At 62.4% G+C, this 26,387-nt stretch carries 28 protein-coding genes and 1 tRNA gene; 19 read left to right on the top strand and 10 right to left on the bottom strand.

Annotated elements, in window-relative coordinates; all coding sequences use genetic code 11:
- The first annotated feature begins 11 nt into the window (after positions 1-11).
- The 12 genes from trbE to GA0061103_RS22395 all read left to right on the top strand — a co-directional run bounded on the left by trbE (position 12) and on the right by GA0061103_RS22395 (position 10,762).
- Positions 12-2,462 carry a conjugal transfer protein TrbE gene (gene trbE, locus GA0061103_RS22450; protein ID WP_092715059.1) on the top strand — a complete coding sequence of 817 codons (2,451 nt, stop codon included), beginning with the start codon at positions 12-14 and terminating at the stop codon, positions 2,460-2,462.
- Positions 2,459-3,229, top strand: a complete 771-nt coding sequence (gene trbJ, locus GA0061103_RS22445) for a P-type conjugative transfer protein TrbJ (RefSeq protein WP_092715057.1) — start codon at positions 2,459-2,461, stop codon at positions 3,227-3,229. The genes trbE and trbJ overlap by 4 nt, the downstream gene beginning before the upstream one ends.
- A 10-nt stretch (positions 3,230-3,239) precedes the next feature.
- The gene (gene trbK-alt / locus GA0061103_RS22440) at positions 3,240-3,527 is read left to right on the top strand and encodes a putative entry exclusion protein TrbK-alt (RefSeq protein WP_020011486.1); all 288 of its coding nucleotides are present in this window, start codon (positions 3,240-3,242) and stop codon (positions 3,525-3,527) included.
- A gap of 3 nt (positions 3,528-3,530) precedes the next feature.
- Positions 3,531-4,895, top strand: a complete 1,365-nt coding sequence (trbL, locus tag GA0061103_RS22435) for a P-type conjugative transfer protein TrbL (RefSeq protein WP_092715055.1) — start codon at positions 3,531-3,533, stop codon at positions 4,893-4,895.
- The gene (gene trbF, locus GA0061103_RS22430) at positions 4,892-5,581 is read left to right on the top strand and encodes a conjugal transfer protein TrbF (protein ID WP_092715054.1); all 690 of its coding nucleotides are present in this window, start codon (positions 4,892-4,894) and stop codon (positions 5,579-5,581) included. The genes trbL and trbF overlap by 4 nt, the downstream gene beginning before the upstream one ends.
- Positions 5,578-6,534: a P-type conjugative transfer protein TrbG gene (gene trbG / locus GA0061103_RS22425; protein ID WP_092715052.1), complete on the top strand. Its 957-nt coding sequence runs from the start codon at positions 5,578-5,580 to the stop codon at positions 6,532-6,534. Before trbF ends, trbG begins: the two co-directional genes overlap by 4 nt.
- Positions 6,531-7,679 carry a TraB/TrbI/VirB10 family type IV secretion system protein gene (locus GA0061103_RS22420; protein ID WP_092715051.1) on the top strand — a complete coding sequence of 383 codons (1,149 nt, stop codon included), beginning with the start codon at positions 6,531-6,533 and terminating at the stop codon, positions 7,677-7,679. Before trbG ends, GA0061103_RS22420 begins: the two co-directional genes overlap by 4 nt.
- Positions 7,680-7,681: 2 nt before the next feature.
- Positions 7,682-7,897: a DUF2274 domain-containing protein gene (locus GA0061103_RS22415; RefSeq protein ID WP_092715050.1), complete on the top strand. Its 216-nt coding sequence runs from the start codon at positions 7,682-7,684 to the stop codon at positions 7,895-7,897.
- A 153-nt stretch (positions 7,898-8,050) separates the two neighbouring features.
- On the top strand, positions 8,051-8,374 hold the full coding sequence (locus GA0061103_RS22410; protein ID WP_092715213.1) for a hypothetical protein: 324 nt from the start codon (positions 8,051-8,053) through the stop codon (positions 8,372-8,374).
- Positions 8,371-8,724 (top strand): toxin-antitoxin system TumE family protein, encoded by a 354-nt coding sequence (locus GA0061103_RS22405; RefSeq protein ID WP_092715049.1) that lies wholly within the window; start codon positions 8,371-8,373, stop codon positions 8,722-8,724. Before GA0061103_RS22410 ends, GA0061103_RS22405 begins: the two co-directional genes overlap by 4 nt.
- Positions 8,721-9,110, top strand: coding sequence for an HVO_A0114 family putative DNA-binding protein (locus GA0061103_RS22400; protein ID WP_092715048.1), 390 nt, complete (start codon positions 8,721-8,723; stop codon positions 9,108-9,110). Before GA0061103_RS22405 ends, GA0061103_RS22400 begins: the two co-directional genes overlap by 4 nt.
- Positions 9,107-10,762 (top strand): recombinase family protein, encoded by a 1,656-nt coding sequence (locus GA0061103_RS22395; protein ID WP_092715047.1) that lies wholly within the window; start codon positions 9,107-9,109, stop codon positions 10,760-10,762. The genes GA0061103_RS22400 and GA0061103_RS22395 overlap by 4 nt, the downstream gene beginning before the upstream one ends.
- Here GA0061103_RS22395 and GA0061103_RS22390 read toward each other — a convergent pair.
- From GA0061103_RS22390 to GA0061103_RS22380, 3 genes are all read right to left on the bottom strand, one after another.
- Positions 10,733-10,809, bottom strand: a tRNA-Arg gene (locus GA0061103_RS22390). The two genes, GA0061103_RS22395 and GA0061103_RS22390, sit on opposite strands and share 30 nt — an antisense overlap.
- 125 nt (positions 10,810-10,934) lie before the next feature.
- Entirely contained in the window at positions 10,935-12,455 is a 1,521-nt protein-coding gene (locus tag GA0061103_RS22385; protein ID WP_092715046.1) for a sensor histidine kinase, read from the bottom strand.
- 172 nt (positions 12,456-12,627) lie between these two features.
- A complete protein-coding gene (locus GA0061103_RS22380; protein ID WP_092715045.1) occupies positions 12,628-14,634 on the bottom strand; it encodes a HAMP domain-containing methyl-accepting chemotaxis protein in 2,007 nt (668 codons plus the stop codon).
- 419 nt (positions 14,635-15,053) lie between these two features.
- Between GA0061103_RS22380 and rpmH the strand changes: the two genes are divergently transcribed.
- Genes rpmH through yidC form a run of 3 tightly spaced genes read left to right on the top strand, consistent with a single transcriptional unit; the run spans position 15,054 to position 17,417 of the window.
- Positions 15,054-15,188 (top strand): 50S ribosomal protein L34, encoded by a 135-nt coding sequence (rpmH, locus tag GA0061103_RS22375; protein ID WP_041677194.1) that lies wholly within the window; start codon positions 15,054-15,056, stop codon positions 15,186-15,188.
- Positions 15,189-15,213: 25 nt separating this feature from the next.
- Positions 15,214-15,615, top strand: coding sequence for a ribonuclease P protein component (rnpA, locus tag GA0061103_RS22370; RefSeq protein ID WP_092715044.1), 402 nt, complete (start codon positions 15,214-15,216; stop codon positions 15,613-15,615).
- Positions 15,615-17,417, top strand: coding sequence for a membrane protein insertase YidC (gene yidC / locus GA0061103_RS22365; protein ID WP_092715043.1), 1,803 nt, complete (start codon positions 15,615-15,617; stop codon positions 17,415-17,417). The genes rnpA and yidC overlap by 1 nt, the downstream gene beginning before the upstream one ends.
- Positions 17,418-17,476: 59 nt before the next feature.
- Here the strand turns inward: yidC and GA0061103_RS22360 are convergent, their stop codons facing one another.
- From GA0061103_RS22360 to GA0061103_RS22350, 3 genes are all read right to left on the bottom strand, one after another.
- Entirely contained in the window at positions 17,477-18,451 is a 975-nt protein-coding gene (locus GA0061103_RS22360) for an alpha/beta hydrolase family protein (RefSeq protein WP_208603551.1), read from the bottom strand.
- Between the two features lie 103 nt (positions 18,452-18,554).
- Positions 18,555-19,382: an AraC family transcriptional regulator gene (locus GA0061103_RS22355; protein WP_092715042.1), complete on the bottom strand. Its 828-nt coding sequence runs from the start codon at positions 19,380-19,382 to the stop codon at positions 18,555-18,557.
- A gap of 115 nt (positions 19,383-19,497) precedes the next feature.
- Entirely contained in the window at positions 19,498-19,785 is a 288-nt protein-coding gene (locus GA0061103_RS22350; RefSeq protein ID WP_092715209.1) for a hypothetical protein, read from the bottom strand.
- A 119-nt stretch (positions 19,786-19,904) separates the two neighbouring features.
- Here GA0061103_RS22350 and yihA point away from each other — a divergent pair, with 119 nt between their 5' ends.
- Positions 19,905-20,564: a ribosome biogenesis GTP-binding protein YihA/YsxC gene (gene yihA / locus GA0061103_RS22345; protein WP_092715041.1), complete on the top strand. Its 660-nt coding sequence runs from the start codon at positions 19,905-19,907 to the stop codon at positions 20,562-20,564.
- 73 nt (positions 20,565-20,637) lie between these two features.
- Here the strand turns inward: yihA and GA0061103_RS22340 are convergent, their stop codons facing one another.
- The 3 genes from GA0061103_RS22340 to GA0061103_RS22330 all read right to left on the bottom strand — a co-directional run bounded on the left by GA0061103_RS22340 (position 20,638) and on the right by GA0061103_RS22330 (position 22,554).
- Entirely contained in the window at positions 20,638-21,195 is a 558-nt protein-coding gene (locus GA0061103_RS22340) for a fasciclin domain-containing protein (protein WP_092715040.1), read from the bottom strand.
- A gap of 109 nt (positions 21,196-21,304) precedes the next feature.
- A complete protein-coding gene (locus GA0061103_RS22335; RefSeq protein ID WP_092715039.1) occupies positions 21,305-22,018 on the bottom strand; it encodes an anti-sigma factor in 714 nt (237 codons plus the stop codon).
- The gene (locus tag GA0061103_RS22330; protein ID WP_092715038.1) at positions 22,015-22,554 is read right to left on the bottom strand and encodes a sigma-70 family RNA polymerase sigma factor; all 540 of its coding nucleotides are present in this window, start codon (positions 22,552-22,554) and stop codon (positions 22,015-22,017) included. The genes GA0061103_RS22335 and GA0061103_RS22330 overlap by 4 nt, the downstream gene beginning before the upstream one ends.
- Before the next feature lie 285 nt (positions 22,555-22,839).
- Between GA0061103_RS22330 and argB the strand changes: the two genes are divergently transcribed.
- Entirely contained in the window at positions 22,840-23,727 is an 888-nt protein-coding gene (gene argB, locus GA0061103_RS22325; protein WP_069611182.1) for an acetylglutamate kinase, read from the top strand.
- A gap of 66 nt (positions 23,728-23,793) precedes the next feature.
- Here the strand turns inward: argB and GA0061103_RS22320 are convergent, their stop codons facing one another.
- Positions 23,794-24,564 (bottom strand): isocitrate lyase/PEP mutase family protein, encoded by a 771-nt coding sequence (locus tag GA0061103_RS22320; protein ID WP_092715037.1) that lies wholly within the window; start codon positions 24,562-24,564, stop codon positions 23,794-23,796.
- A 215-nt stretch (positions 24,565-24,779) separates the two neighbouring features.
- Between GA0061103_RS22320 and GA0061103_RS22315 the strand changes: the two genes are divergently transcribed.
- Entirely contained in the window at positions 24,780-25,484 is a 705-nt protein-coding gene (locus GA0061103_RS22315) for a pyrimidine 5'-nucleotidase (RefSeq protein ID WP_092715036.1), read from the top strand.
- Positions 25,485-25,657: 173 nt separating this feature from the next.
- The gene (locus GA0061103_RS22310) at positions 25,658-26,371 is read left to right on the top strand and encodes an EF-hand domain-containing protein (protein ID WP_092715035.1); all 714 of its coding nucleotides are present in this window, start codon (positions 25,658-25,660) and stop codon (positions 26,369-26,371) included.
- Positions 26,372-26,387: the final 16 nt, after the last annotated feature.

Raw genomic sequence — 26,387 nt, 5'->3', positions numbered from 1 at the left:
GAGGCGCAACCATGATGAACCTCGCCGAATATCGCCGCTCTGCCAGCCGCCTTGCCGACTATCTGCCCTGGGTCGCGCTCGTCGCGCCGGGCGTCGTGCTCAACAAGGACGGCAGCTTTCAGCGCACCGCGCGCTTTCGTGGCCCCGATCTCGACAGCGCGGTCGCAGCCGAGCTGGTCGCGGTCGCCGGTCGCATCAACAACGCCTTGCGTCGTCTCGGCTCCGGCTGGTCGATCTTTGTCGAGGCGCAGCGCTCGGAAGCCGCGACCTATCCCGACAGCCAATTCCCCGATCCGGCCTCCGGTCTGGTCGATGCCGAGCGCAAAGCCGATTTCGAAGAAGCCGGCGCGCATTTCGTGTCCGGCTATTTCCTGACCTTCCTCTATCTGCCACCGGCCGAGGAAGCCGCCCGCGCCGAGACCTGGCTCTACGAGGGTCGCGAGCGCAGCGGCGTCGATCCCCACGAGATCCTGCGCGCTTTCACCGATCGCATCGACCGCGTGCTGGCTTTGCTCGACGGCTTCATGCCCGAATGCGACTGGCTCGATGACGGCGAGACGCTGACCTATCTCCATTCGACCGTCTCGACGAACCGGCATCGCGTCCGCGTGCCGGAAACGCCGGTCTATCTCGATGCGCTGCTCGCCGACCAGCCGTTGACCGGCGGGCTCGAACCCCGCCTTGGCGCCGAGCATCTGCGCGTCCTCACCATCATCGGCTTTCCGACTGCGACGACGCCCGGCCTGCTCGACGACCTCAACCGCATGGCGTTCCCGTATCGCTGGAGCACCCGCGCGATCCTGCTCGACAAAACCGACGCGACGAAACTGCTGACCAAGATCAGGCGCCAGTGGTTCGCCAAGCGCAAGAGCATCGCCGCGATCCTCAAGGAAGTCATGACCAACGAGGCATCCGCCCTCGTGGACACGGATGCGGCGAACAAGGCGGCCGATGCTGATCTCGCCTTGCAGGAACTCGGTCAGGATGTCGCCGGCATGGCCTATGTCACGGCGACGATCGTGGTGTGGGACGCCGATCCCCGTCTTGCCGATGAGAAGCTCCGCCTCGTCGAGAAGGTGATCCAGGGCCGCGACTTCACCGCGATGATCGAGTCGGTGAACGCGGTGGACGCCTGGCTCGGCTCGCTCCCCGGACATGCCTACGCCAATGTCCGTCAGCCGCCGGTCTCGACGCTCAATCTCGCCCACATGATCCCCCTCTCTGCCGTGTGGGCGGGGCCGGAACGGGACGAGCATTTCGGTGCGCCCCCCTTGCTGTATGGCAAGACCGAAGGCTCGACTCCGTTCCGGTTATCCCTTCATGTCGGAGACGTTGGCCACACGTTGGTCGTCGGCCCGACCGGCGCGGGCAAGTCCGTCCTGCTCGCGCTCATGGCGCTCCAGTTCCGCCGATACGAGCAAGCCCAAGTCTTCGCCTTCGACTTCGGCGGATCGATCCGCGCCGCCGCGCTCGCCATGGGCGGCGACTGGCACGATCTCGGCGGCGGCCTGACCGAAGGCTCCGACACCTCCGTTTCGCTTCAGCCGCTCGCGCGCATTCAAGACACCTATGAACGCGCCTGGGCCGGTGACTGGATAGCGGCGATCCTGATGCGCGAGGGCGTGCCGATGACGCCCGAAGCCAAGGAGCATATCTGGACGGCGCTGACTTCGCTCGCTTCCGCGCCAGTCGAGGAACGCACCATCACGGGTCTCAGCGTCCTGCTCCAGTCGAACGATTTGAAGCAGGCATTGCGCCCGTATTGCGTTGGCGGGGCCTATGGCCGGCTGCTCGATGCCGAGGCCGAACACCTTGGCCGCGCCGCCGTGCAGGCATTCGAGATCGAGGGGCTTGTTGGAACCGGCGCGGCTCCGGCCGTCCTGTCCTACCTGTTTCACCGGATCGGCGACCGGCTCGACGGCCGCCCGACGCTGCTCATCATCGACGAAGGCTGGCTGGCGCTGGACGATGAAGGCTTCGCCGGCCAGCTCCGCGAATGGCTGAAGACGCTGCGCAAGAAGAATGCGTCGGTCATTTTCGCCACGCAGTCACTCAGCGACATCGACGGCAGCAATATCGCACCGGTCATCATCGAGAGTTGCCCGACGCGGCTGCTCCTACCGAACGAGCGCGCGATCGAGCCGCAGATCACCGCGATCTATCGCCGCTTCGGTCTCAATGACCGCCAGATCGAAATTCTCGCGCGGGCAACGCCCAAGCGGGACTATTACTGCCAGTCGCGGCGCGGCAACCGGCTCTTCGAGCTGGACCTCAGCGAAGTCGGCCTCGCGCTCTGCGCCGCTTCTTCAAAATCCGACCAGACCCTGATCGCCAACCTCGTCGCCGAACATGACCGCGACGGTTTTCTTGGCGCCTGGCTTCAGGCCCGCGACGCCGGCTGGGCTGCCGATCTCATCCCGACTTTCCCGATCCCCCACGCAGAAAAGGAGACTGCATCATGAAGACCCGCCTTATCCGTTCGCGCACCCTGGCGCTCGCCGCAACCATGCTCGCCGCCGCGCCGATCGCCCTGTCACCGATGATGGCGACGCCGGCCCATGCCTGGCGCATCGTCTATGACCCGACCAACTATGCGCAAAACGTGCTGACGGCAGCGCGTTCGCTGGAACAGATCACGCACCAGATCACCTCGCTTCAGAACGAAGCGCAGATGCTCATCAATCAGGCGAAGAACCTCGCCAGCCTGCCGTTCTCGGCGCTCCAGCAGATTCAGCAGTCCGTCCAGAAGACGCAACAGCTCTTGCAGCAGGCGCAGGGCATCGCTTTCGATGTCCAGCAGATCGACCAGATGTTCAGCCAGAAGTACGGCAACGTCTCGATGTCGGCGACCGACCAGCAGCTCGTCGCCAATGCCCGTTCGCGCTGGCAAAACACCGTCGGCGGCTTGCAGGACGCGATGCGCGTGCAGGCCGGCGCTGTCGGCAACATCGACAGCAACCGCGCGCAGATGTCGGCGCTGGTCGGCCAGAGCCAGGGCGCGACCGGCGCACTTCAGGCGACGCAGGCCGGCAACCAGCTTCTCGCCCTCCAGTCGCAGCAGCTTTCCGATCTCGTCGCGTTGCTCGCCGCCAATGGGCGCGCTGGCGCTTTGACGGAGGCGGAGCGTAGCGCCGCTGCCGAACAGGGCCGCGAACAGCGCCGCCGGTTCCTGACACCGGGCGGCGGCTACACGCCCGGCAACGCGCAGATGTTCAACAACGGCAACTGAGGCGCGGGCGATGGATGGCAAGATGCTGGCCCGGCTGGGCGCAATCATATTCGTCGCCGTCGCAGTCACCGCGACGGCAATCGAGATGACCCGCAAGGAACAGGCTGCGCCATCCTCGCCCGTGCGTCTTCATGAGCCCTCGCGCGATCCGCTGCGCGAGGGCCAACGTCGGTGCCAGCAGCTTGGCCAGAAAGCGGCCGAGGATACGGGGTGCCTGCGCGTCTGGGCCGAGACCCGCGACCGCTTCCTTGGCCGCACGCCTGCGCCGGCCGTGCCGTCCGCCAACGAAGGGCGGTGAGCCATGGGCGGCGCAAGCGTCATCGACAACTTCCTCGGAACCTTCACCCGCTACATCGACTCAGGGTTCGGCATTCTGTCCGGCGAAGTGGCCTTCATCGCCACGACGCTGATCGTCATCGACGTGACCTTGGCCGCGCTGTTCTGGTCTTGGGCTGCCGATGACGACATCATGGCGCGGCTCGTCAAGAAGACGCTGTTCGTCGGCATCTTCGCCTACCTGATCGGCAACTGGAACAACCTCGCGAAGATCGTCTTCGACAGCTTCGCCGGCCTCGGCCTCAAGGCGAGCGGCACCGGCTTTTCCACCGCCGATCTGCTCCGCCCCGGCAATGTCGCACAGACCGGCCTCGACGCGGCCCGGCCGCTGCTCGAATCCATCTCCGACCTGATGGGCTGGGTCGCCTTCTTCGAGAACTTCATCCAGATCGCGTGCCTGCTCTTCGCCTGGGCGCTGGTGATCCTCGCCTTCTTCATCCTCGCCATCCAGCTCTTCGTCACACTGATCGAGTTCAAGCTGGCGACGCTCGCCGGCTTTGTCCTGATCCCGTTCGGCCTGTTCGGGAAAACCGCCTTCATGGCCGAAAAGGTGCTCGGCAACGTCATCTCGTCCGGCATCAAGGTTCTGGTTCTCGCCGTCATCATCGGCATCGGCTCGACGCTGTTCAGCCAGTTCACCCAAGGCTTCGGCGGTCAGACCCCGAGCATCGACGACGCCATGGCCGTCGTGCTCGCCGCACTCTCGCTGGTCGGTCTCGGCATCTTCGGCCCCGGCATCGCCAATGGCCTCGTCTCCGGCGGCCCGCAGCTCGGCGCGGGCGCAGCGGTCGGCACCGGCCTTGCTGTCGGCGGCGCTGCCATGGCCGTCGGCGGCGGTGCGATGCTTGCCGCCAAGGGCGGAGGCGCCATGCTCTCCGGTGGCGCGGCAGCAGCACGTGGCGGCGCGACCGCGGTGGGTGCGGCATCGTCTGCCTATTCGCTCGGATCGCTCGGCAAGTCCGGCGCCTCCGGCGTCGCATCGGGCATCGGCGGTGTGGCCCGCGCAGCCGGCAGCACCGCGGGCAACGCCGCGTTCTCACCGCTTCGCCGTGCGGCCTCCAGCCTCAAATCCAGCTTCAGCGACGGCGCGAAGGCCGGCTTCGGGGCAACCGGCGGCTCATCGACCATGGGAACGGTCGGCGGCGAAGCTACCGCTGCCGCACCCACGCCATCGGCCACGACGGACGGCACGCCGCCCGATTGGGCCAAGCGCATGAAGCGCGGCCAGACGGTCAGCCACGGCGTCAGCGCTGCCGCTCATGCCGTCCGCTCCGGCGACAGCCACGGCTCCGGTTCTTCCATCAACCTCTCTGAAAGCGACCGCTCATGAACCTCTTCAATCGACCCGCCGCGCATTACGGCAAGACAGTCCAACCCGAAACGCCTTATCAGAAGGCCGCCCAGGTCTGGGACGAGCGCATCGGCTCGGCCCGTGTGCAGGCCAGGAACTGGCGCTATATGGCCTTCGGCGCGCTGATCCTTTCGGCGGGCTTCGCGGGCGCACTGGTGATCCAGTCCGCGCGTGGGACCGTCGTGCCGTGGGTGGTACAGGTCGACAAGCTCGGCCAGGCGCAAGCGATCGCGCCGGCCACGGCGGATTTCCGCCCGACCGATCCGCAAATCGCCTGGCATCTCGCCCGCTTCATCGAGCAGGTCAGGAGCATTCCCGCTGATCCGATCATCGTCCGGCAGAACTGGCTTCGCGCCTATGACTGGACCACCGATCGCGGCGCGGGCGCGCTCAACGACTATGCCCGCACCAACGATCCCTTCGCCAAGGTCGGCAAGCAGCAGATCGCCGTCGACGTCTCCAGCGTCATCCGCGCATCGCCGGATTCGTTCCGCGTCGCCTGGACGGAACGGCGCTTCGAGAACGGCGTGCTCGCCGCGACGGAGCGATGGACGGCGATCTTGACCATCGCCGTCCAGCCGCCCCGAGACACTGAGCGGCTGAAAGCCAATCCGCTCGGCATCTACGTCAACGCCATCAATTGGTCGCGGGAGATGGGCCAATGAGGAGCACTTTCCGCACGCCTGCCGCCATCGCCCTTTTGCTGTCCGCCTCGGCACTCGCCGGCTGCGCGACCTTCAAGCCGCCCGAGATCAACTACGACGCCAGTGTGCCGCCGCTGCCCGTCGTGCCCGTCACCGTCACGGACGAGCGCCCCAAGCCGCTCCACACGCCGCCGGCCTGGACCGTCGCGCGCGGCGGCGAGACCGCCGGCACGCCCACGGTGCGCGTCGAGAACGCCAATGCCGCGGCGCGCGTGCAGCCGCGCCGCGAGGGCTATTACAACGCCATCCAGGTCTATCCATGGTCGGAAGGCGCGCTCTATCAGGTTTATGCCGCGCCCGGCCAGATTACGAGCATCGTGCTCGAACCCGGCGAGAGCCTGACCGGCTCCGGGCCGATCGCGGCGGGCGACACCGCCCGCTGGATCATCGGCGACACCGAATCCGGCTCCGGCGTCGGCCGCCGCGTCCTCGTGCTGGTGAAGCCGTCGCGCGCCGACATCACCACCAATCTCGTCATCACGACCGACAAGCGCACCTACATGATCGAGCTGCGTTCGGGCGAGAAGCCCTATATGCCGGCCGTCGCCTGGGCCTATCCGCCGCCGGCAGGCGGCGGCCAGCAGGCACTTCCGGCAACGCCGGTCATTCCGGCCGTTGCCGCGCGCAACTATCGCTACGGCCTCACGGGCGACAATCCGCCGTGGAAGCCCGTCGCCGTCTATGACGATGGCCGCCGCGTCTATGTCGAATTCCCGCGCGGCATCGTGCAGGGCGAGATGCCGCCGATCTTCGTCATCGGCCCCAACGGCAAAACCCAGATCGTCAACAGCCGCATCTATCAACACATCCTGATCGTCGACCGCCTCTTCGGCGCGGCCGAATTGCGCCTTGGCGCTGGCGACCGCCAGCAGACCGTCAGGATCGTCCGCACCGACGGGAGGCCGCAATCATGACCGAGACCCCAGACACCAACGCCGAACCCATGCGCCTGCGCAGCGAGCCGCCGCGCGTCACCCGCCTGTCGCGCAAGATGCTCGCCAGCGTCGCCGCCGTCGCTATGGTCGGGATCGGCGGGGCGCTGATCTACGCGCTCCAGACCCGCGCGCCCGGCGATGGCAGCGAGGAGCTTTATTCGACCAACAACCGCCAGACCGCCGATGGTCTCGCCGGATTGCCGAAGGACTATACCGGCCCGGTCCTGGGACCGGCGCTGCCCGGCGATCTCGGCCGACCGATCCTCGACGCCCAGAACAACGGCCAGCCCGTCGTGACACCCGCGGTTCCGACGCCCGGCGTCAGCGAGGCCGAACAGCGACGCCGCGCCGAGGAAGAGGCCGCCCGTCTCAGCACCGTCTTCTTTCAGTCGCGGCAGGGCTCGACGGCGGCAACCGCATCCGGTGCGATGCCCGGTCTCGCGGGCCTCGACCCGGCCGGCGCAGCGGGCCAGCCCGCCACCAGACAGGACAAGCAGCTCGCCTTCCTCAACGCGGCGGCCGACCGCCGCACCGTCACGCCCGATCGCGTCACGCCGCCGGCTTCGCCCTTCGTGCTTCAGGCCGGCGCCGTCATCTCGGCGGCGCTCATCACCGGCATCCGTTCCGATCTTCCCGGCCAGATCACTGCGCAGGTCACGGAGAACATCTACGACAGCCCGACCGGGCGTATCCTGCTCGTGCCGCAGGGCACGCGCCTGATCGGCCAGTATGACAACAACGTGCAGTTCGGACAGCGCCGCGTGCTGCTTGTCTGGAACCGGCTCATCATGCCGAATGGCCGCTCGATCGTTCTCGAGCGCCAGCCCGGCGCCGACACGCAAGGGTACGCCGGCCTTGAGGATGGCGTCGATTATCACTGGTGGGACCTCGCCAAGGCCGCTGCGCTCTCGACCCTGCTCGGCGTCGGCGCGGAACTCGCCACCGACGACAATGACCGCCTGATCCGCGCCATCCGAGACGGCGCACAGGATACGGTCAACCAGGCCGGTCAGCAGATCATCCAACGACAGTTGCAGGTCGCACCCACGCTGACCATCCGGCCCGGTTTCCCGGTCAGGGTCATCGTCACGCGCGACATCGTGTTCGAGCCCTATAGGAGCTGACCATGACCAAGCTGAAACTCGGTCCCATCGCTGACGACAAGCCCGTCAGGATCGCGCTGGAGCTACCCGCCGCACTCCACCGCGACCTGATCGAATACGGCCGCCTCCTGGCCGAAGGTGGCGCACCGATCGAGCCGGCCAAGCTGATCGTGCCGATGCTGGAGCGCTTCATCGCCACCGATCGCGGCTTTGCGAAAGCACGGCGGACGCCAAGCTGATCCGCCGCCGCGGCCCCCCGCTTTCTATGCTGGGGTGCCGCTGGCGCGCGAGCGCAAATGCGGCACGCTACCGGCCGCCGATCTCCCTCCATGCTTCGCATAAATCCGGGCCTCCTGACGCTCGGTTTTCAATCGCGAACCACGGAGGATTCAATGTCCGCGCAAGATTCCCGCGCCCGCAGGGGGCGGCCACAACGGCCAGCCCCGCAAGCACTTCCTGACGACCTTTACAATTATGGCGACGATCTCGCGCCGTCGCGCGCGCCACGCCGCCGCAACCCGTGGTCTGGCACTTTCGATGTCGAGAAGCTGCCCGTCATCGACGATTGGCCGGAGCGTGTGCCGGTCACCGAAGCCGAGGTGGACATTTTCGAGCGCTATTTCGGCGATGTTCTCGACCGGCTGTTCGGCCCTCTTGATGCCGAAGGTAATGAGGGCTTGAATAAGTTAACATCAGATGTTAACAATAAGCCATGAGCGAGGATCGTGACCCGAGCCTCGACACGCTACTGGACCTTGACGGTCAGGTGCTTGTTGTCGATCCCGAGGGCGGTCATTGGGTGAAGTTCGTCGTCACCCGCATTCCGGTCTCACCGGAAAAGCCGCACGGCCTCGATTACTCGCTCACGCTTCACGGGCCTTCGGGCGAACGGCTGGTCGGCTTTGACAACGCCCATCCGGTCGGCCGGGGCAGAAGGGGAGAGCCGATGGACCATCGCCACCGCCTCCAGACCGTGAAGCCATACGCCTGGGAGGACGCGGCCACGCTACTGGCCGACTTCTGGCAGGCGGTGGACGCGGTGTTGAAGGAGCGAGGCGTGTTATGACCACCTTGAAAGTCGGGATTGCCGACTACGACGAGATGAAGGCCCGCACCATGCGGATCGCGCGCGGCGAGGAAAAGTCGGCGGCGGACGATCCGAAGGTGTGGTTCACCTCCACTGAATCTTTCGCGCAGGTGCTCTCCAGCGGAAATCGCGAACTGCTGCGCGTCATCGACGAGCAAGCACCCGGTTCGCTGGAGGAGCTGTCGCAGATCACCGGGCGGGCGAAGTCGAGCCTGTCTCGAACCCTCAAGACCATGGCGGGCTACGGTCTCGTCAGTATGGAGCCTGGCAAAGGCCGGAAGATCATGCCGAAGGTATTGCACGATCGGGTGGCCCTGGAACTGCCCTTGCTCGAACGGCGCGAAGCGAAGGGAGGCCGCCCATGAACATTCAAAGTCCGCATATCGTGCAGCGCGCGGCGCTCTATCTGCGCGTCTCGACGACGCGGCAGGCCGAGCATGACGTGTCGATCCCGGATCAGCGTAAGCAGGGTGAAACCTATTGTGCTTCGCGTGGATACCAGCTTGTCGAAACCTTCGTGGAGGCTGGAGCTTCCGCCACCAATGACCGCCGCCCGGAATTCCAGCGCATGATCGAAGCCGGCACATCGAAGCCTGCGCCGTTCGATGTCGTCGTGGTTCACAGTTTCTCGCGCTTCTTCCGCGATCACTTCGAGCTGGAATTCTATGTCAGGAAGCTGGCGAAGAATGGCGTCAAGCTCGTCTCCATCACGCAGGAGATGGGCGACGATCCCATGCACGTCATGATGCGGCAGATCATGGCCCTGTTCGACGAGTACCAATCGAAGGAGAACGCCAAGCACGTCCTGCGCGCCATGAACGAGAACGCCCGTCAGGGTTTCTGGAACGGCGCGCGACCACCCATTGGCTATCGCGTCGTCGCGGCCGAGCAGCGTGGATCGAAGATCAAGAAGAAGCTGGAGATCGATCCGCTGCACGCGGAAACGGTCAGGCTCATTTATCGCCTGTTCCTCGAAGGCGGCGGTACGTCTGGCCCGAAGGGCGTCAAGGCCATTGCGACCTATCTCAACGAACGCCGCATGTTCACCCGTGACGGCGGGAAATGGGGCCTGGCGCAAATCCACGCGATCCTGACCCGCACGACCTATATCGGCGAGCACCGATTCAACACACGCTCTTTCAAGAACCGCGAGAGGAAGCCGGAGAACGAGGTCTCGATCATGGCGGTGCCGCCGCTGATAGAGAGGGAGACGTTCGACGCCGTTCAGGCGCGTCTCAAATCGCGCAATCCGATGTTGGTGCCCGCACGAGTTACGAGTGGTCCGACGCTGCTCACCGGCATCTGCTTCTGCGCGAAGTGCGGCGGTGCGATGACGCTGCGTACCGGCAAGGGCAATGGCGGGCAGTACACCTATTACTCCTGCTCGACCAAAGCGCGGCAAGGCAAGGTCGGCTGCGAAGGGCGTTCGATCCGAATGGATAAGCTCGATCATCTGGTCGCGCGCCATCTTGAAGAGCGCCTTCTCCAACCGAAGCGGTTGGAGACGATCCTGTCGAGCCTTCTCGATCGCCGGCAGGAACGAGCCGAACGCCGGCGCGAACACCTGGCTGATTTAAATCGGCGAATCACCGAGACGGATCAGCGATTGGGTCGTCTCTACGATGCGATCGAAACGGGTGTGGCCGCGCTGGACGACATGGGACTGAAGGACCGGATCGCCAATCTCAAAGCGATCCGCGATCAGGCGGCGGCGGACGCCGAGCGGATACGGGCGACACTTGACAGCTCCGGGCACCGGGCCGTTACGCCAGACATGATCGACGCGCTTTCGGAAACCGCACGCATCAGCCTGCGGATCGAAGGAGGCGGCTATCGGCGGGACCACCTGCGCGCCTTTGCCCAGCGCGTTGAGGTCGCCGATGACGAGGTTCGCATCATGGGGAGGAAATCGGACCTGCTTCAAAGCCTCGTCGCTGCTTCGAGCGGGGAATCGGCGGCGTTTGCGGTTCGCAGTTCTGTACTGAAATGGCGCACCCGAAGAGATTCGAACTCCTGACCCCCAGATTCGTAGTCTGGTGCTCTATCCAGCTGAGCTACGGGTGCGTGGCCGAAACGGAAGAAACCGTTGGCGTGGGCGGTTCTCTAAAGCCTCCCTTGAGGGAATGCAAGTGGATTTCTGAAAAAGATCGCGATTTTCGTGCATATTGACGTCAAGTTACTGAAAAAAATCAGTTTTCTTGGAGGCTTCTGCTGCGGTAATCATCGAGCGATACCGGGCGGTCGGGAATTTCGATGCGGAACTGCGTGCCGGCCGCCGGTTTTTCGACGAGCGCAATGGTGCCGCCATGGGCAAGGACGAGCTCACGGGCGATCGCCAGGCCAAGGCCCGTACCGCCGGAGCGGGCCGAGCCGCGGAAGGCCGTGAACAGGTTCTCCCGCGCCTTTTGCGGCATGCCCGGGCCGGTATCGTCGACGGTGATGCTGACGACACTGCCGATCCGGTGCGCCGAGACCGTGATCCGCCTGACGCTATCGGGCGCCGCCTCGCCGAAAGCGATCAGTGCCTGATGGGCGTTGCGGCAAAGGTTATGAATGACTCGGAACAGCTGCTCGCTGTCGGCATCGACCTCCAGGTCCGGGCTGAGTTGCTCGATGAACTCGATGCCGCTATCCGGATCGATCGCCAGAATATCGCGCACCTCTTCGATAAGCTCGAATATGCGAATCTTGCGCCGGCGCGGCGCCGACTCGGAGGTCTGGCCATAGGAGAGCACTTCGGTCGTATAGCCGACGGCCCGATCGATGGTGCGCAACAGCTTCGGAGCAAAGCGCTTGACCATCGGGTCATCGACATCGACCAGACGATCCGACATCAGCTGCGCGGCCGAGAGGATATTGCGCATGTCATGATTGATCTTCGACACCGCCAAGCCAAGGGCAGCCAGATTCTTCTGCTGTTTCAAGGTCTTCTGCAATTGCGACTGCATCGCGGCGAGATGCCGGCCGGCCACGGCCAGTTCGTCCCGTCCCCTCTCCGGTGCAAGAACACGGCCGGGATCCTCCGGATCGTCAGAATAGGCCTGCATGCTGTCCGTCAGCCGGCGGATGGGGCGGATCATCATGCGGTTGATCGCAAAGAAGATCAGCGTCGCGGTGAACAGCGAGATGAGGATGGAGACGAAGAAGACGCTGCGTGAATAGGCAAGCATCGCATTGCGCAGCCGTGTATCCTTCAGCACCACCTCGATACCGGTGTTAGCATCGCCGCCGACGGGGCCGAAAACGCGGATGATGCGGTTGCCGCCGAACAGCAGCGTATCGAGCGCATCCTTGATCGCGGTCAGCTGAGACACGTCGCTGAGATCGTATTTCTCATCGACGGAGGCCGGCATCTCGGCCGTTGCCAGCAGGCGCGACGTGCCGTCCTTGCGCAGAACGATGGCGCGCGTGCCAGTCGCCATCAGCGTTTCCTTCTGCAAGGCACGCGGCAACTCGGCCGGCTGCAGACCATCGATGACGATAGCGGCGGCAGCGGCGGTGTTCAGCCGATCCTCCAGCCAGCGCAGCCGCATATTGGCAACCGACGGCACGAAGATCAGCACTTCCGCCAACGAAATGAAAACGACGGTGAGAATGAGAAGCTTGCCGGAAAGGCCGCCGAAAATGCCTGTGGGACGGCAAAACTGGGACAGGCGGCCTTTCTCGACCTTGCCGTCCTTTACGGCGCCCTTGTCCTGCCCACTGTCCATTTCAATTGTCCCGCTTCGCCGCAAAGCGATCTGATGCGACCTGATCGAAACTAGATAATAGGCGATTGTGGGCTTTTTTCCAATCGGCTCCGGATTTTGGCAGAAGGAAAAGGCCGGCTACGACGCCAAGGCGCCACAACCAGCCTCATATCGATGGGATCGATCGGCAGGATCAGAACTCTTCCCAGCCCTGCGCCGCGGCGGCTGGAGCAAGCGCTCCTCCGCCAAAGGCAGTCGCGACCCTGTCGATCATGCGCCGTGCCGGCGAAGCCGCCGGGCGATGCGTTTCCGCGCGCGCTGGAACGGGTGCGGAAACATTGGCCGCATCGACCTTGAAGCGGGAGACGAGATGGACAAGGCCATCCGCCTCGGCCGCCAATCGATGGGTCGCGGCCGATGTTTCCTCGACCATGGCGGCATTGCGCTGCGTGACTTCATCCATCTGGTTGACGGCGTTGTTGACCTCGGAGAGGCCGGTTGCCTGCTCGCGCGCCGCTGTCGCGATCGAGTGGATGTGGTCGTTGATCTTGAGGACGCGCGCCTCGATGGACGACAGCGCCTCGCCGGTCGCCTGCACGAGCTTGACGCCGATCTGCACCTCGCCACCGGACTTGCCGATCAAAGCCTTGATATCCTTGGCAGCTGTCGCGGAGCGCTGGGCAAGCTCGCGCACTTCCTGGGCAACCACCGCGAAGCCCTTGCCCGCCTCGCCGGCGCGCGCGGCCTCGACGCCTGCATTCAACGCCAGAAGATTGGTCTGGAAGGCGATATCGTCGATCACGCCGATGATCTGGCTGATCTCGCCGGATGCCTGCTCGATGCGTCCCATGGCATCGATGGCATTGCGAACGACCGTGCCGGAGCGCGCGGCATCGTCCTTGGCTTCGCTGACCATGACACTGGCCTCGCGCGCCCGCTCCGTTGAATTCTGCACGACGGATGTGATCTCGTCGAGCGCCGCCGAGGTCTCTTCCAAGGCAGCCGCCTGCTGTTCGGTGCGCTTGGAGAGGTCGTCGCTGGCGTGACGGAGCTCATTGGTGTTGGAGTTGATCGAACCTGTGGTCTCGCGCACTTCGCTCATGGTGCTCTTCAGCGTCGCGAGCGTCGCATTGACGTTCTGCTGCAGCTCGGCAAAGGCGCCCTGGAATTCGCCCTTCATTGCCTGGGTCAGATCACCGTCTGCCAGGCTTGCAATGACGCGGCGGACCTCGCCGATCCCGGTGTCGACGCTGATCAGGAGCTCGTTGACGTTGCGCGCGAAGCGGTTGAGATTGACGTCGCCATAGTCCTTCTCGATGCGTTGGCTGAAATCGCCGGCTGCCGCGGCAGAGACTGCGAGAGACATGCTCGACTGAAGCTCGTCGCTCTTGGCGCGCATGGCCGTCTCCTCGGCATTCATGCGGCGCACGGCATTGCCGTTTTCCTTGAAGACGTCGACGGCTGCCGCCATCTCGCCGATTTCGTCCTGACGGCCGGCAAACGGCACCTCGATATCAAAATGGCCGTTGGCAACATTCTTTATCGCATCGGTCACCTTGCGGATCGGGCGGCTCAGGTGGACGGTTCCGATATAGGCTCCGAGGCCGACGCCCGCCACGATACCGGCGATCATGATGCCGAGAACGACCCACAAGACGTTGCTGTGAAAGGTTGCAATCTCGGCTTCGGCTTTCGCAAGCTCCGCCTTGTCGGTCTGGACGATCGCATCGATCTCGGCCTGGAAAGCCTTGCGGTTGGCACGGTTCGCCTCGTTGTTGCCCTGCTTGCCGGCGGCATCCGGGCCATCGGTTACGCCCAGCCTGGCCGTTTCGGTGCGAAAGACGCGAAACTCCTGGGCGCGGGCCTGCAGCTTGGTGAATTCCGGCTTCTGCGTATCCGGCACCAGAGGCGCCCAGTCCGTCAGCACCTTGTCGATTTCGTCGAGATCGGCCATCAGCCCATCGGCAAAGGGTTTGGAATCCTTTGCCGCGGCAGCGGCATAAATGCCGCGCGCTTCCATGACCACCGCGGTCACGTAGCGATTCAGGCGCTCACCCATGTAAGCACGGCTCGCCGTCTGCTCGTAGCTCTGTAATTTCTGGTCATATTGATGCAACGCATAGAGGGCGGTGGCGCCAATCAGAAGCGCCGCCCCGGCCATGACAGATACAAGCAGATTTATTTTGCCGCGAATTTTCACAATACCCCTCCGGCGCAGATCCCATCCCCCATAAATCGATGGGTTTTACGACATAGAGCTAGATATCGGTTAAAATCATTAATGTTATATTGAAGTATTTTTAATCTAAACGTACTGCATTCCCAACTATACTTCTTATATATTTTAGGACATCCGCAATCTATATTTAAGGTTGTGCACACATTCCACCGAGCACTGCCGCCAAATGCGCGTTGCTGCGGTCGGTAGCGCGAATTTGCCTGATATCAAGGAATCTGCGCTCCTATAATTGACTTCCGGGGCCTTGATCCGTATAAGCCCGCGCACGTCCGGTCATGGAGCCTGCTTTTGCGGGCCAAGTCCGTTCGCCATAATCAACAACGCTCCTTGCTATCAAAAGCAAAGCTCAAGAAGGGCCGCACTCCGCGGTGTTTAAATAAATGAAGCGTACCTACCAACCATCCAAGCTTGTCCGCAAGCGTCGTCACGGCTTCCGTGCGCGCATGGCCACCAAGGGCGGCCGTGCGGTTCTTTCCGCTCGCCGCAACCGCGGCCGCAAGCGTCTTTCGGCCTAAGGGCCGAAGTGCCCGATAATCCAGGATGGCGGGCAAATTGACGAATGAACGACCAAAAAAGACTGTCGGGCGGCTGAAAAGCCGGCCGCAGTTTCTTGCAGTCCGCGAGGGCGAGAAGCGCAGAGGCAGCTTCTTCCTCATCGAAATGCTGGACCACAAGACCGCCGACGCCGAACCCCGCGTCGGTTTTACCGTCACCAAAAAACATGGCAACGCGGTGGAGCGCAACCGCATGCGGCGCAGGCTGAAAGAAGCCGTGCGGCTTCACGCCGGATTTGCAATGCAGCCCGGACACGACTATGTGGTTGTCGCGCGACGCGAGGTGCTGACCGCGCCTTTCGAAAAACTGGCGAGCGAACTCGTAAGCCGCATCGAAACCAGGCCGAAACACCGGCGGTCGGAAATGGACCGCTCCAGGAAAGTATGATGGAAAACAACCGCAATTACTTCATTGCAATTGCACTGTCTGTGCTGATTGTTCTCGGCTGGCAGTTTTTCTACATGAACCCGCGCCTCGAAGCGCAGCGCCAGGCCGAGCAGGCCGCCAAGGCCCATCAGCAGGCGCAGCAAGCCCAGACGACGCAGCCAGCTGCTGCGGGCACTGCCGTCAACGGTTCGCTGCCGGCGAACGGCCAGACGACGCCGACGGTCCTCACCCGTGACCAGTCCGTCGAAAAGACCGCATCCGCGCGCGTTATCATCGATACGCCGGCCCTTGCCGGCTCCATCAACCTGGAAGGCGCTCGCCTCGACGATCTCCGCCTCAAGAGCTATCACGAGACGGTCGACAAGAGCAGCCCGATCATCACGCTGTTCAGCCCCGCTGACACCAAGGACGGCTATTTCACCGAACTCGGCTATGTCGGCAGCGATGCGACCGGCGTCGTCCCCGGCCCTTCGACCCTGTGGAAGCTTACAAGCGGCGACAAGCTGACCGACAAGACGCCGGTGACGCTGTCCTATACCAATGACAAGGGCATCACTTTCACCCGCACCATCTCGGTCGACGATCGCTACATGTTCACGATCAGCGACAAGATCGCCAATAGCGGCCAGGCGCCGGTTGCGCTGTCGAGCTACGGCCGCGTCACCCGCTACAACAAGCCCGAGACGCCGTCGGCTTACGTCCTGCATGAAGGCTTCATCGGCGTCATCGGCGATGACGGCCTGATCGAGACCAAATATGCGTCTACCGAAAAGGAAGCCACGACGCCCGCCAAGGCAACCGGCGGCTGGCTCGGCATGACGGACAAATATTGGGCCGCAACGATCGTACCGCCGCAGTCGACGGCATATGACGCCCGTTTCTCGCACTTCACCGACGGTACACCGCGCTATCAGGCCGATTACAAGGAAGATGCCGTAACCGTCGCCCCCGGCCAGTCGATCGAGCTGAAGAATCTCGTCTTCGCCGGCGCCAAGGAAGTCCCGGTCATCGACCGTTACGAGACCAGCTACTCGATCCCGCGCTTCGACCGCCTGATCGACTGGGGCTGGTTCTATTTCATCACCAAGCCGATGTTCAAGCTGATGGATTTCTTCTTCCGCTACTTCGGCAATTTCGGCGTCGCCATCCTCTGCACCACCATCGTCGTCAAGGCGCTCTTCTTCCCGCTCGCCAGCCGGCAATATGCCTCCATGGCAAACATGAAGCGCGTGCAGCCGAAGATGGAGGAGCTGAAGGCCAAGTTCGGCGACGACCGCATGGCCCTGCAGCAGGCGACCATGCAGCTCTACAAGGAAGAGAAGATCAACCCGATCGCCGGCTGCTGGCCAGTGCTTTTGCAGATCCCGATCTTCTTCTCGCTCTACAAGGTGATCTACATCACCATCGAGATGCGCCACGCGCCGTTCTTCGGCTGGATTCAGGACCTTTCCGCTCCCGATCCGACCTCGATCGTCAACCTGTTCGGCCTGCTGCCGTTTGCGGCTCCGACCTTCCTGCATCTCGGCGTCTGGCCGCTGATCATGGGCGTCACCATGTTCTTCCAGATGCGCATGAACCCGACGCCGCCCGACCCGACGCAGGCGATGATTTTCAACTGGATGCCGCTGGTGTTCATGTTCATGCTGGCAAGCTTCCCGGCCGGCCTCGTGATCTACTGGGCCTGGAACAACACGCTCTCGGTCATCCAGCAGTCGATCATCATGAAGCGCCATGGCGTGAAGGTGGAACTCTTCGACAATCTGAAGGGCCTCTTCAAACGAAAACCGGCACCATCGAAATGACGACAAAAGCCCCGCCTCGGCGGGGCTTTTCTTTTGTCGCAGCCATTTCGCCTTAGCTTTCAGCTTTTGCGCTCCGGCGCGAGATTCTGGCGAAAGAATTCGAGAACGTCAGCATCGAGCGACTTGTGAAACGCGGCCCGGTCAAATCCCGCCTGATCCGTGCAGATCTCCGGCTGCGACCTGGCCAAGCCGGGCGAACATGGCGCCAGGAAGGCGAAATGGGCCGAACCGGGCACGACGTGGAAGTCCGGCTTGTCAGGCAGATTGGCGGCCAGTGCCGCGACATTTTCCGGCAGCACCCCATCACCACCATGTTCTGACCCCCAGAGCTGGATCGGAGCGCCGACTGCCTTGAGGCTCTCCCTCGTCGAGAAGAAGCTCAGCGGATCTGCAAGGACGAAGGCCTTGATGCGCGGATCACGGGCCAGCGGTTCGGCCGGTATTTCGTTGCGGCGGATTTCGCCGCAGATCGGAGCCGGCTCCGGACAGGGAACCGTGGCATCGCGAAAGTCCGGAACCGCGCCGGCAAGCACCAGGCCAGTGTAGCCGCCACGCGAGAAGCCGAAGAAACCAATGCGATCGCGATCGATTTTTGCTGCTTGCGGCCAGCTGGTAAGCAGGAAGTCGATCAAACGCTTTATGTCTCTAGGCCGCTGAAACATGATCGAGATGTCGCCCGACCGGCTGAGATCGGAAAAATTGTCACCGGGATGGTTGAGCGCGACTACCAGGAAGCCGGCATCGGCCAGCATTTCCGCTACATCGTGATGGTTGAGGGCACCGCCGCCGTGCCCATGCGAGATGACGACGAGCGGCAGCTTGCTTCCGGCGATCGGGCAATTGCGGGCGGCAGTCACCGTCATCGGTCCAAGCTTCACCTCCTCCGGCGGCGTCGCGCAGGGCGACCAGACGAAGGCGCTCAGGGCCGGATTGTCTGCCGTTGCAGGAACCTGAATGGACGTCAGACCGGCCGCTCGAGCCGATGAGGCAGCCAGACCGAGGGCCAAGAGAATTCCAATCTTCATGAAGCGCATTTTCTTCTCCGGGAACGGGATCAAGGGAGGCAAGGACGAGTGATATCGACACGCCGACCCTGATGGCCGGCATGTTCCATTCGGAAGTCCGATCTCGAACAGTTCAGGCTACGGTGCGACGCAACGGGATCAGCAGATCGGTGGCTATTTCGTGCTCCATCACCTTGGCCGGATGATTGAGGTAGAGCTCGACTACAGGGCGGTCGTCAGGCTCGTAACCGCTCTGCGGCAGCCAGCCGCCGAAGAGCGTCTGAAAGGTCGGCGAAATAAGGGTATATGAACCCATGAGCCGATAGCAGGCGTAGAGGCCGCCGGGCAGATCGCGCTGCTCCAGTCCCTCGGCCGCAGCATCGTCCGGCGACAGCATGACAGCGGCGAAATACCAGAACCCTGCCCCTTGTTCAGGATCGCCGGAGCCGATGCCGATGCGTGTCATATCATGCCAGGCACGCCCGCGCTCCGCCAGCCTTTGCGCGAGCCGGCGATAGGTGTGCGGTATCGTCTGGGCCGGCCCTTCGTGACGCAGCCCGAAGAGTGTTGCGGGAAGTCGGTCGTCGACCGTAACGGTGGGCAGATTTGCAGTGATCGCCTGCTGTTGCAGCTGGAATGCGGTCGGGGTGAGGCCGGTCATGCCGCGAAAGGCGCGGGCGAAGCTCTGCGAACTGTCGTAGCCTGCCTCGAGCGCCGTTTCGGTGACCGAGGCAGGGCTCGCGGCCAATTGATTGGCCGCCTGCGCAAGCCGCACCCGGCGGATCGTAGCGGCTACGCTTTCGCCTGTCATCGCCCGATAGAGCCTGTGGAAATGGAACGGCGAGAAATGGGCGACCGCCGCCAGGCTTTCGACGGAATGGGGTGCTGCGGGATCGACCATGATCGCCTCGATGACCCGGGCAATGCGCCGACGATAGTTTTGTTCTGTAGCGGCTTTCATGGCATCGAGCCTTAGCACGACTTGTGCGGCGCCGTGGTGCAGCAATTGCGGATTTTACGGGATCACCATCTACAGCAGATCAAAATTCCGATCTAAGTCGACGGTTTAGAAGAGTTCAGCCGCGGAGGGTCGGATCATTCCACCGCCCCGCCAGGAAGCTGCGGGCATCGGCGAGAATCTGCCTGTATTCGGGCTTGAACGGAGCAGCGAGCTGCTTTTCGAGATCCCCGAGCAAACCGTTCAATACCGCACATTCGGCAGGGCTTTCGAAACACAACTTGTCGGGGGTGTGCGTTGCCTTCGGATCGGACCAGCGGGAAAGAAGCTCGAATAGAACGACGGCTTCCTTCGCATCGAGGCGTATTTCTGCGATATCGTCGTCTTTCGAGGCATCCTGCTCCATGCGCGCAGCATGACAGGGTCCGTGCAGGTCCGCAACATGGCACATACATCGATCAAAACTTGACTTTCATGGACAAAACCCCGAAGCCAGACCATCAAACCAGGCAAAAGACTGAGCAAATGGCAGATCAGACGACAAAAGACGACAAGCCGCTTTTCGGGCGTCCGTGGATCTTCATCCGCGGCGTGCCGTCGATGAAATTTCTGCCGCCGGAAGGGCCGCCGGAAATTGCCTTTGCCGGCCGCTCCAATGTCGGCAAGTCGTCGCTGATCAATGCCCTGGTCGGGCATAAGGGGCTGGCGCGGACCTCGAATACGCCGGGACGCACGCAGGAACTCAATTATTTCGTCCCCGATGGCTTTTCCGGCGAGAGCGGCGATCTGCCGCCGATGGCTCTGGTCGATATGCCGGGCTATGGCTATGCCGAAGCGCCGAAGGATCAGGTCGATGCCTGGACGAAGCTGGTGTTCGACTATCTGCGCGGGCGCACGACGCTGAAGCGCGTCTACGTGCTGATCGACAGCCGCCACGGTATCAAGAAGAACGACGCCGAGGTTCTGGACCTGCTCGACAAGGCCGCCGTTTCCTATCAGATCGTGCTCACCAAGACCGACAAGATCAAGGAAGCCGGCCTGCCGAAGCTGCTCGCCGATACCGCCGAGAAAATCCGCAAGCGCCCCGCCGCCTATCCCGGCATCCTCGCCACCTCCTCGGAAAAAGGCGCTGGCCTTCAGGAATTGCGCGAGGCCATCGGCCTGACGGTCGGCATCCAGGTCTGAAGACCGACCGGTGGAATGAGGCCGCCGCTCCCGACCCCGCATGGGGAAACGGCGGCCGTGTTGCCGCTAAGGATTACATCTTCGGCAACAACACCTTGTCGACGACATGGATCACGCCGTTCGACTGCTTGACGTCGGCGATGGTGATATGGGCGGTGCCGCCGGCCTCGTCGGTCAGCATCAGCTTGCCGCCCTTGTCCATGGCCTTGATCGTGCAGCCGCCGACCGTCTTCAGATCGTATTCGCCGCCCTTGCTCATCGCCCATTTCCTGATGGCGGCTGCCATATCGTCGCCGGCGACGACATGGCAGGTCAGCACCTTGACGAGCTTCTCCTTGTTCTCAGGCTTCAGCAGGGTTTCGACCGTGCCCGCCGGCAACTGCTTGAAGGCTTCATTGGTTGGCGCGAAGACGGTGAACGGGCCTTTGCCTTCAAGAGTATCGACAAGGCCTGCCGCCTTGACGGCTGCGACCAGGGTCGTGTGATCCTTGGAATTGGCGGCATTCTGGATGATGTTCTTGCTGGCATACATCGCAGCACCGCCCACCATCGGATCCTTGGCATAGGCTAGGCTGCTTGCGGCCGACAGCATTGCGGCAGCAGCAGCAATGCGAAACACGGTCTTGATCATAACGTCTCCTCTTCCTCTGTGTTGCCCCGATCAGGCGGGGTCGGAAGAAGATACGGAGCACGCGGATAAAGAGTTTCAGCCGCGATCGTTTTTCGCGAGCCGAAATTCCTCAGGGCAAATGGATCGTACCGGAAGCAACCACATCGCCCGTCGGTTTGCCGGTCGGTGAGCCGCCAAAGGGCTCGACACTAACGGCGATGATGGCGCCCTCAGTTAATTTGGCGTGAAGTTCCGGCGACAAGACGATTTCGCCATCGCCGGTCGGTGGCAGGATGCCCAGCGCCTCGGCGGGATCGCTGCCGCGAATCAGCCAGAGCTCCAGCGATTTCTCCTCGGGCTTACCAGCGGCGACCGGCGTAATTTTCAGACGCCCATTGGCGACGTCGTAATTGGCAAGGAGATTGAAGGGACTGTTCTGGCCGGAAAGGGATGCGGTGAGCTGCTTGCCCGGACTCGTGCGCAAGCCGCCTTCATTCGTGATGGCGAAGACGAGTACGCCGGCGGCCAAGAACAGCGAGCCGAAGGCGACCGAGCGCCACAGCATCAGCGAATTCCAGAGATGGGCGCCGAACGCCGCTTCGCCGAAAATCCGCTTTTCTATCTTTGGAAATACAGCGGCCGCAGGCGTCACCGCCTCATATTCCTCATTGAATTCCGAGAGGTTCTGCTCCCAGCGGCTGACGATGGCGGCAAACTGGCGGTCGCTGCGCATGCGGCGCTCGACCTTCTGCCGGTCCTCCAGGGAAAGCACGCCAAGCACATATTCTCCGGCCAGGACTTCATCGCGGGAGCGGCCTCCCTTGCTTTGATCGGGCGTACTCATCGGTCCATGCACTCTCTCAGTCTGATCAGGCTTCGGCGCAGCCAGGTGCGCATAGTATTCAGTGGCACAGCGTGTTGGTCGGCGAGCTCTTGGTAGCTCAAGCCCTCGACATAGGCGCTGCGAACAGCCCGCGCACGATCAGCTTCCAACTCTTCCATGCACCTGTCAATCCGCCTCCCCTCTCCCTTCACGATTGCTTGCTCTTCGGGGCCGGGTTCCAGGTCGGCAAGATCGTAAGCGCTATCTATTTCGTCGGCCACGGGCTTGCGGGCGCGGATGAAATCGATGGCGCGATGGCGCGCGATCGTCATCAGCCAGGGCATGGCCGGCCCTTCCGCAACGGCAAACTGTTCGGCTCGCTGCCAGACCTTGATATAGACCTCCTGCAAAACCTCTTCCGCATCCGCCTTGTTGCCGACGATACGCAGGCAAACACCGAGGAGTTTCGGGCTGGTACGCTTGTAGAGTGCGGCAAAGGCCTTCTGGTCGCGCATGGCGATGCGGCCGATCAGCGCTTCCGTCTCCTCGCTCGCCATCCAAATCCCCGGGGTGCGACGCCTGCATCATCTTTAGAAGAAAACTTCGCTTCGGCAAACGTGTCTACGCCATCAATTTCGGCGACGCTAATGTGACATAGCGTCAACGAAAGCGCAGCGCGATCTTTCAGATACGCTTTTCGCGCTTTAGGTCTTTGATTTTACGCATATCGTTGCCGCAAAACCGCTGCAGACTTTTGTGCGACATGCTTTAATCCCGAGATCATTATTCCCTCTGTCAAAAACTTGAGATAAAAGGCCGCGATCAATTCCGAAGGGTGCACCATGTCCGAAGCCCAAAGCGAACTCCAAGCCAACCTGCTCGCACAGGCGCTGCCCTACATGCAGCGTTATGAAAACAAGACCATCGTCGTGAAATACGGTGGCCATGCCATGGGCAATGTCGAACTCGGCAAGGCCTTTGCCGCCGATATCGCCCTGTTGAAGCAGTCGGGCGTCAACCCGATCGTCGTTCATGGCGGCGGCCCGCAGATCGGCGCCATGCTGACGAAGATGGGCATCGAATCGAAATTCGAAGGCGGCCTGCGCGTCACCGATCAGAAGACGGTCGAGATCGTCGAGATGGTGCTCGCTGGCTCGATCAACAAGGAAATCGTCGCGCTGATCAACCAGACCGGCGAATGGGCGATCGGCCTTTGCGGCAAGGACGGCAACATGGTCTTCGCCGAAAAGGCGCACAAGACCATCAAGGACCCGGATTCCAATATCGAGCGTGTGCTCGATCTCGGCTTTGTCGGTGAAGTGGTCGAAGTCGACCGCACGCTGCTCGACCTGCTTGCCAAGTCCGAGATGATCCCGGTCATCGCTCCAGTCGCCCCCGGCCGCGACGGTGCGACCTACAACATCAACGCCGATACTTTCGCCGGCGCGATTGCCGGCGCGCTCAGCGCCACCCGCCTGCTGTTCCTGACAGATGTTCCGGGCGTCCTCGACAAGCAAGGCCAGCTCATCAAGGAGCTTTCCGTCGCCCAGGCCCATGCCCTGATCGCCGACGGCACGATTTCCGGCGGCATGATCCCGAAGGTCGAAACCTGCATCGACGCCATCAAGGCCGGTGTTCAGGGCGTCGTCATTCTGAACGGCAAGACGGCCCATTCGGTCCTGCTCGAAATCTTCACGGAACGCGGTGCAGGCACGCTGATCGTTCCCTGACAGGGCGCGTTCATCGAGAAAATTCAGGCGCTCCGCAAATGTGATTGCGAAGCGTCGAGAGGCTCGTCAGGAGGGCCGATAGATCGCTTCGGCCTCGCTTTTCAACATTCCCATGACCGAACGATAGGGAGCCGGCCCGTAGCTGATGCGGCTGACGCCCAGCCTTGCCATGGTCTCATTGTCGGGGGTCGTCGGGCGCACCATGATGTTGACCGGCAGAGGCGAGCGTTCGCAGAGGGCGCCGATCAATTCCGGCTCGACCAGGCCTGGCGCGAAGAAGCCGCTGGCACCAGCCTCGGCAAAAGCATCGGCGCGCTGAAAGGCGTCGTCCAGCAGGAGCTGATGATGTGCCGTATCGCTTTCCTGCAGGAAAAGATCGGTGCGGGCGTTGATGAACAAGGGTATTTCCCGGCGATCGGCCATTTCGCGGATGGCGCGAATGCGTGCCGCCTGCGTTTCGATGGGATGAACGCCTTGACCGCCGATCACCTGATCTTCGAAATTGATGCCGATGGCGCCGTGATCCATGATCTTTTCGACATTGGCGGCGACCTCTTCAGGCTCGACGGCATAAGCGCCTTCGAAATCGACTGAGAGAGGCAACGGGCTCGTCACCGAAATCAGCCTGGCGGTCACCGCCAGCAGCGATAGCGGGATTGCCTGGCCGTCTCCGAAACCATTGGCGGCGGCGACCGACCAACTCCCCGTTGCCAGCGCCTTGGCGCCGGCTTCCGTGACAGCCTTGGCAGAGCCCGCATCCCAAATATTGAATAGGATCAGCGGCTCGCCCTTCTTGTGCAGCCGCGCAAATTCCTGCGCCTTTTCGACCTGACTCATCGCATCCCCTCCGAAAAGCCCTAACGGGTGATCTCCGCTCCTCGACCCGAAGAGCGTAAGCCCTCCCTCACACGGCAGATAGAGTAAAACCCCGGAAATCAATAGTAAAATCATAGCCGGCATTGAATCATCCGGCAATCTCGTCGTCGTGACCTGCATGTCGCGGCATGAATATTTTCCTTCCCCTTTCAGGAAAGGGCATGCGATAAGGCCCTATGAACCAGACAAAAACCTTATCCGAGCCATCCGATTTCTCCGATATCCGCGATTGGGTGTTCGATCTCGACAACACGCTCTATCCGCATCATGTCGATCTCTTCGCGCAGATCGACAAGAACATGACGGCTTACGTCTCCGCCCTGCTGCAGATGGAACGTGAAGACGCCCGCAAGCTACAGAAGCAATACTATCTCGATCACGGCACGACGCTGCAGGGTCTGATGATCCACCACGGCATCGACCCCAACGACTTCCTGGAAAAGGCGCATGCGATCGACTATTCGGCGCTGATGCCGCAGCCGGAACTGGCCGCCGCCATCAAGGCGCTGCCGGGGCGCAAGTTCATCTTCACCAATGGCAGCGTCAAACACGCCCAGGCAACCGCCGGTGCGCTTGGCATCCTCGATGGCTTCGACGACATTTTCGATATCGTCGCGGCCGACTACGTGCCGAAGCCGGCGGGTACGACCTACGACAAATTCATGAGCCTGCATCGCGTCGACACGAAGAGGGCCGTCATGTTCGAAGACCTGCCGCGCAACCTCACCGTACCCAAGGCGCTTGGCATGAAGACGGTGCTGCTCGTGCCGCAAAATCTCGAGACGACGGTCGTCGAATGGTGGGAGCGAACGACCGGCGAAGACGATCACATCGACTATGTGACCGATGACCTCACCGCTTTCCTGAAAGCGCTGGTTTAACCGTCCATTTGAGCACTTCCAGGAAAAGTGCGCAGCGGTTTTCCGTTCGGAATGCGGAAACGCACACCCAAGGCGGGGTTACGAAAGTTTCATGCGCCTTACAGAGGTTTAATTGGTCGTTTTCGACCGCCAGCCGTATCGTTTGACCATTCCTCGACACGAAAGGAAAAGCGATGAACGGGAAAAAACTTCTTCTGGCTGGACTTTCCGCAACCCTGCTTCTCAGCGGTGCCGCGCAGGTAGCGCTCGCCGCTTCGCATGATGGCGATGGCGGGGGCAGACATCATCACGGCCGCTGGCACAGACCACATTTTTCGCCTGAAGTCCTTTACGTGCGCATGCTGAAGGAATTCGGCAATCCCGGTGACACGAAGCTCACCAAGGATGAGGTGAAGGCGGGCGTCGACAAGATCTTCGACCAGATCGACGTCAACCATGATGGCGAAATCACCCCCGGCGAATATCGCGCCTACCGCCAGGAGCAGTTCAAGCAGTGGCGAGCCGAGCATGCCAAGGCCGATGGCGATCAGGCTCAAAATGGCCAGGCGCAGGGCGGCGACCAGGCTCAAAGCGATCAAGCCCAGGGCAATCAGGCGCAGGGCAATCAGGCTCCGGCCGACCAATCCAAGAACGACCAGGCCCAAAACGACAATGACAACGGCAATGGCGGCGAAGGCCATCGTCATCACAGGCCGCATGGCCGCTTCATGCACGAAGGCGGTTTCATGCGCGGCGCGATGATCTTCCGCTTCGCAGATACTGACCAAAGCGGCCAGATCAGCAAGAAGGAAGCCGAAGACGCCATGAACAAGCTCTTCGACCGGCTGGACCGCAACCACGACGGCGTGGTCAACCTGGACGACATGCCGGGCCGTCCGCTGCTGTAAGCTCGTCGCTTCGACA

The sequence above is a fragment of the Martinezella multihospitum genome (assembly GCF_900094585.1).
Lineage (GTDB): Bacteria > Pseudomonadota > Alphaproteobacteria > Rhizobiales > Rhizobiaceae > Rhizobium > Rhizobium multihospitium.
The sequence above is the reverse complement of the archived record's forward strand: the minus strand, read 5'-3'. Positions and strand labels throughout refer to the sequence as shown.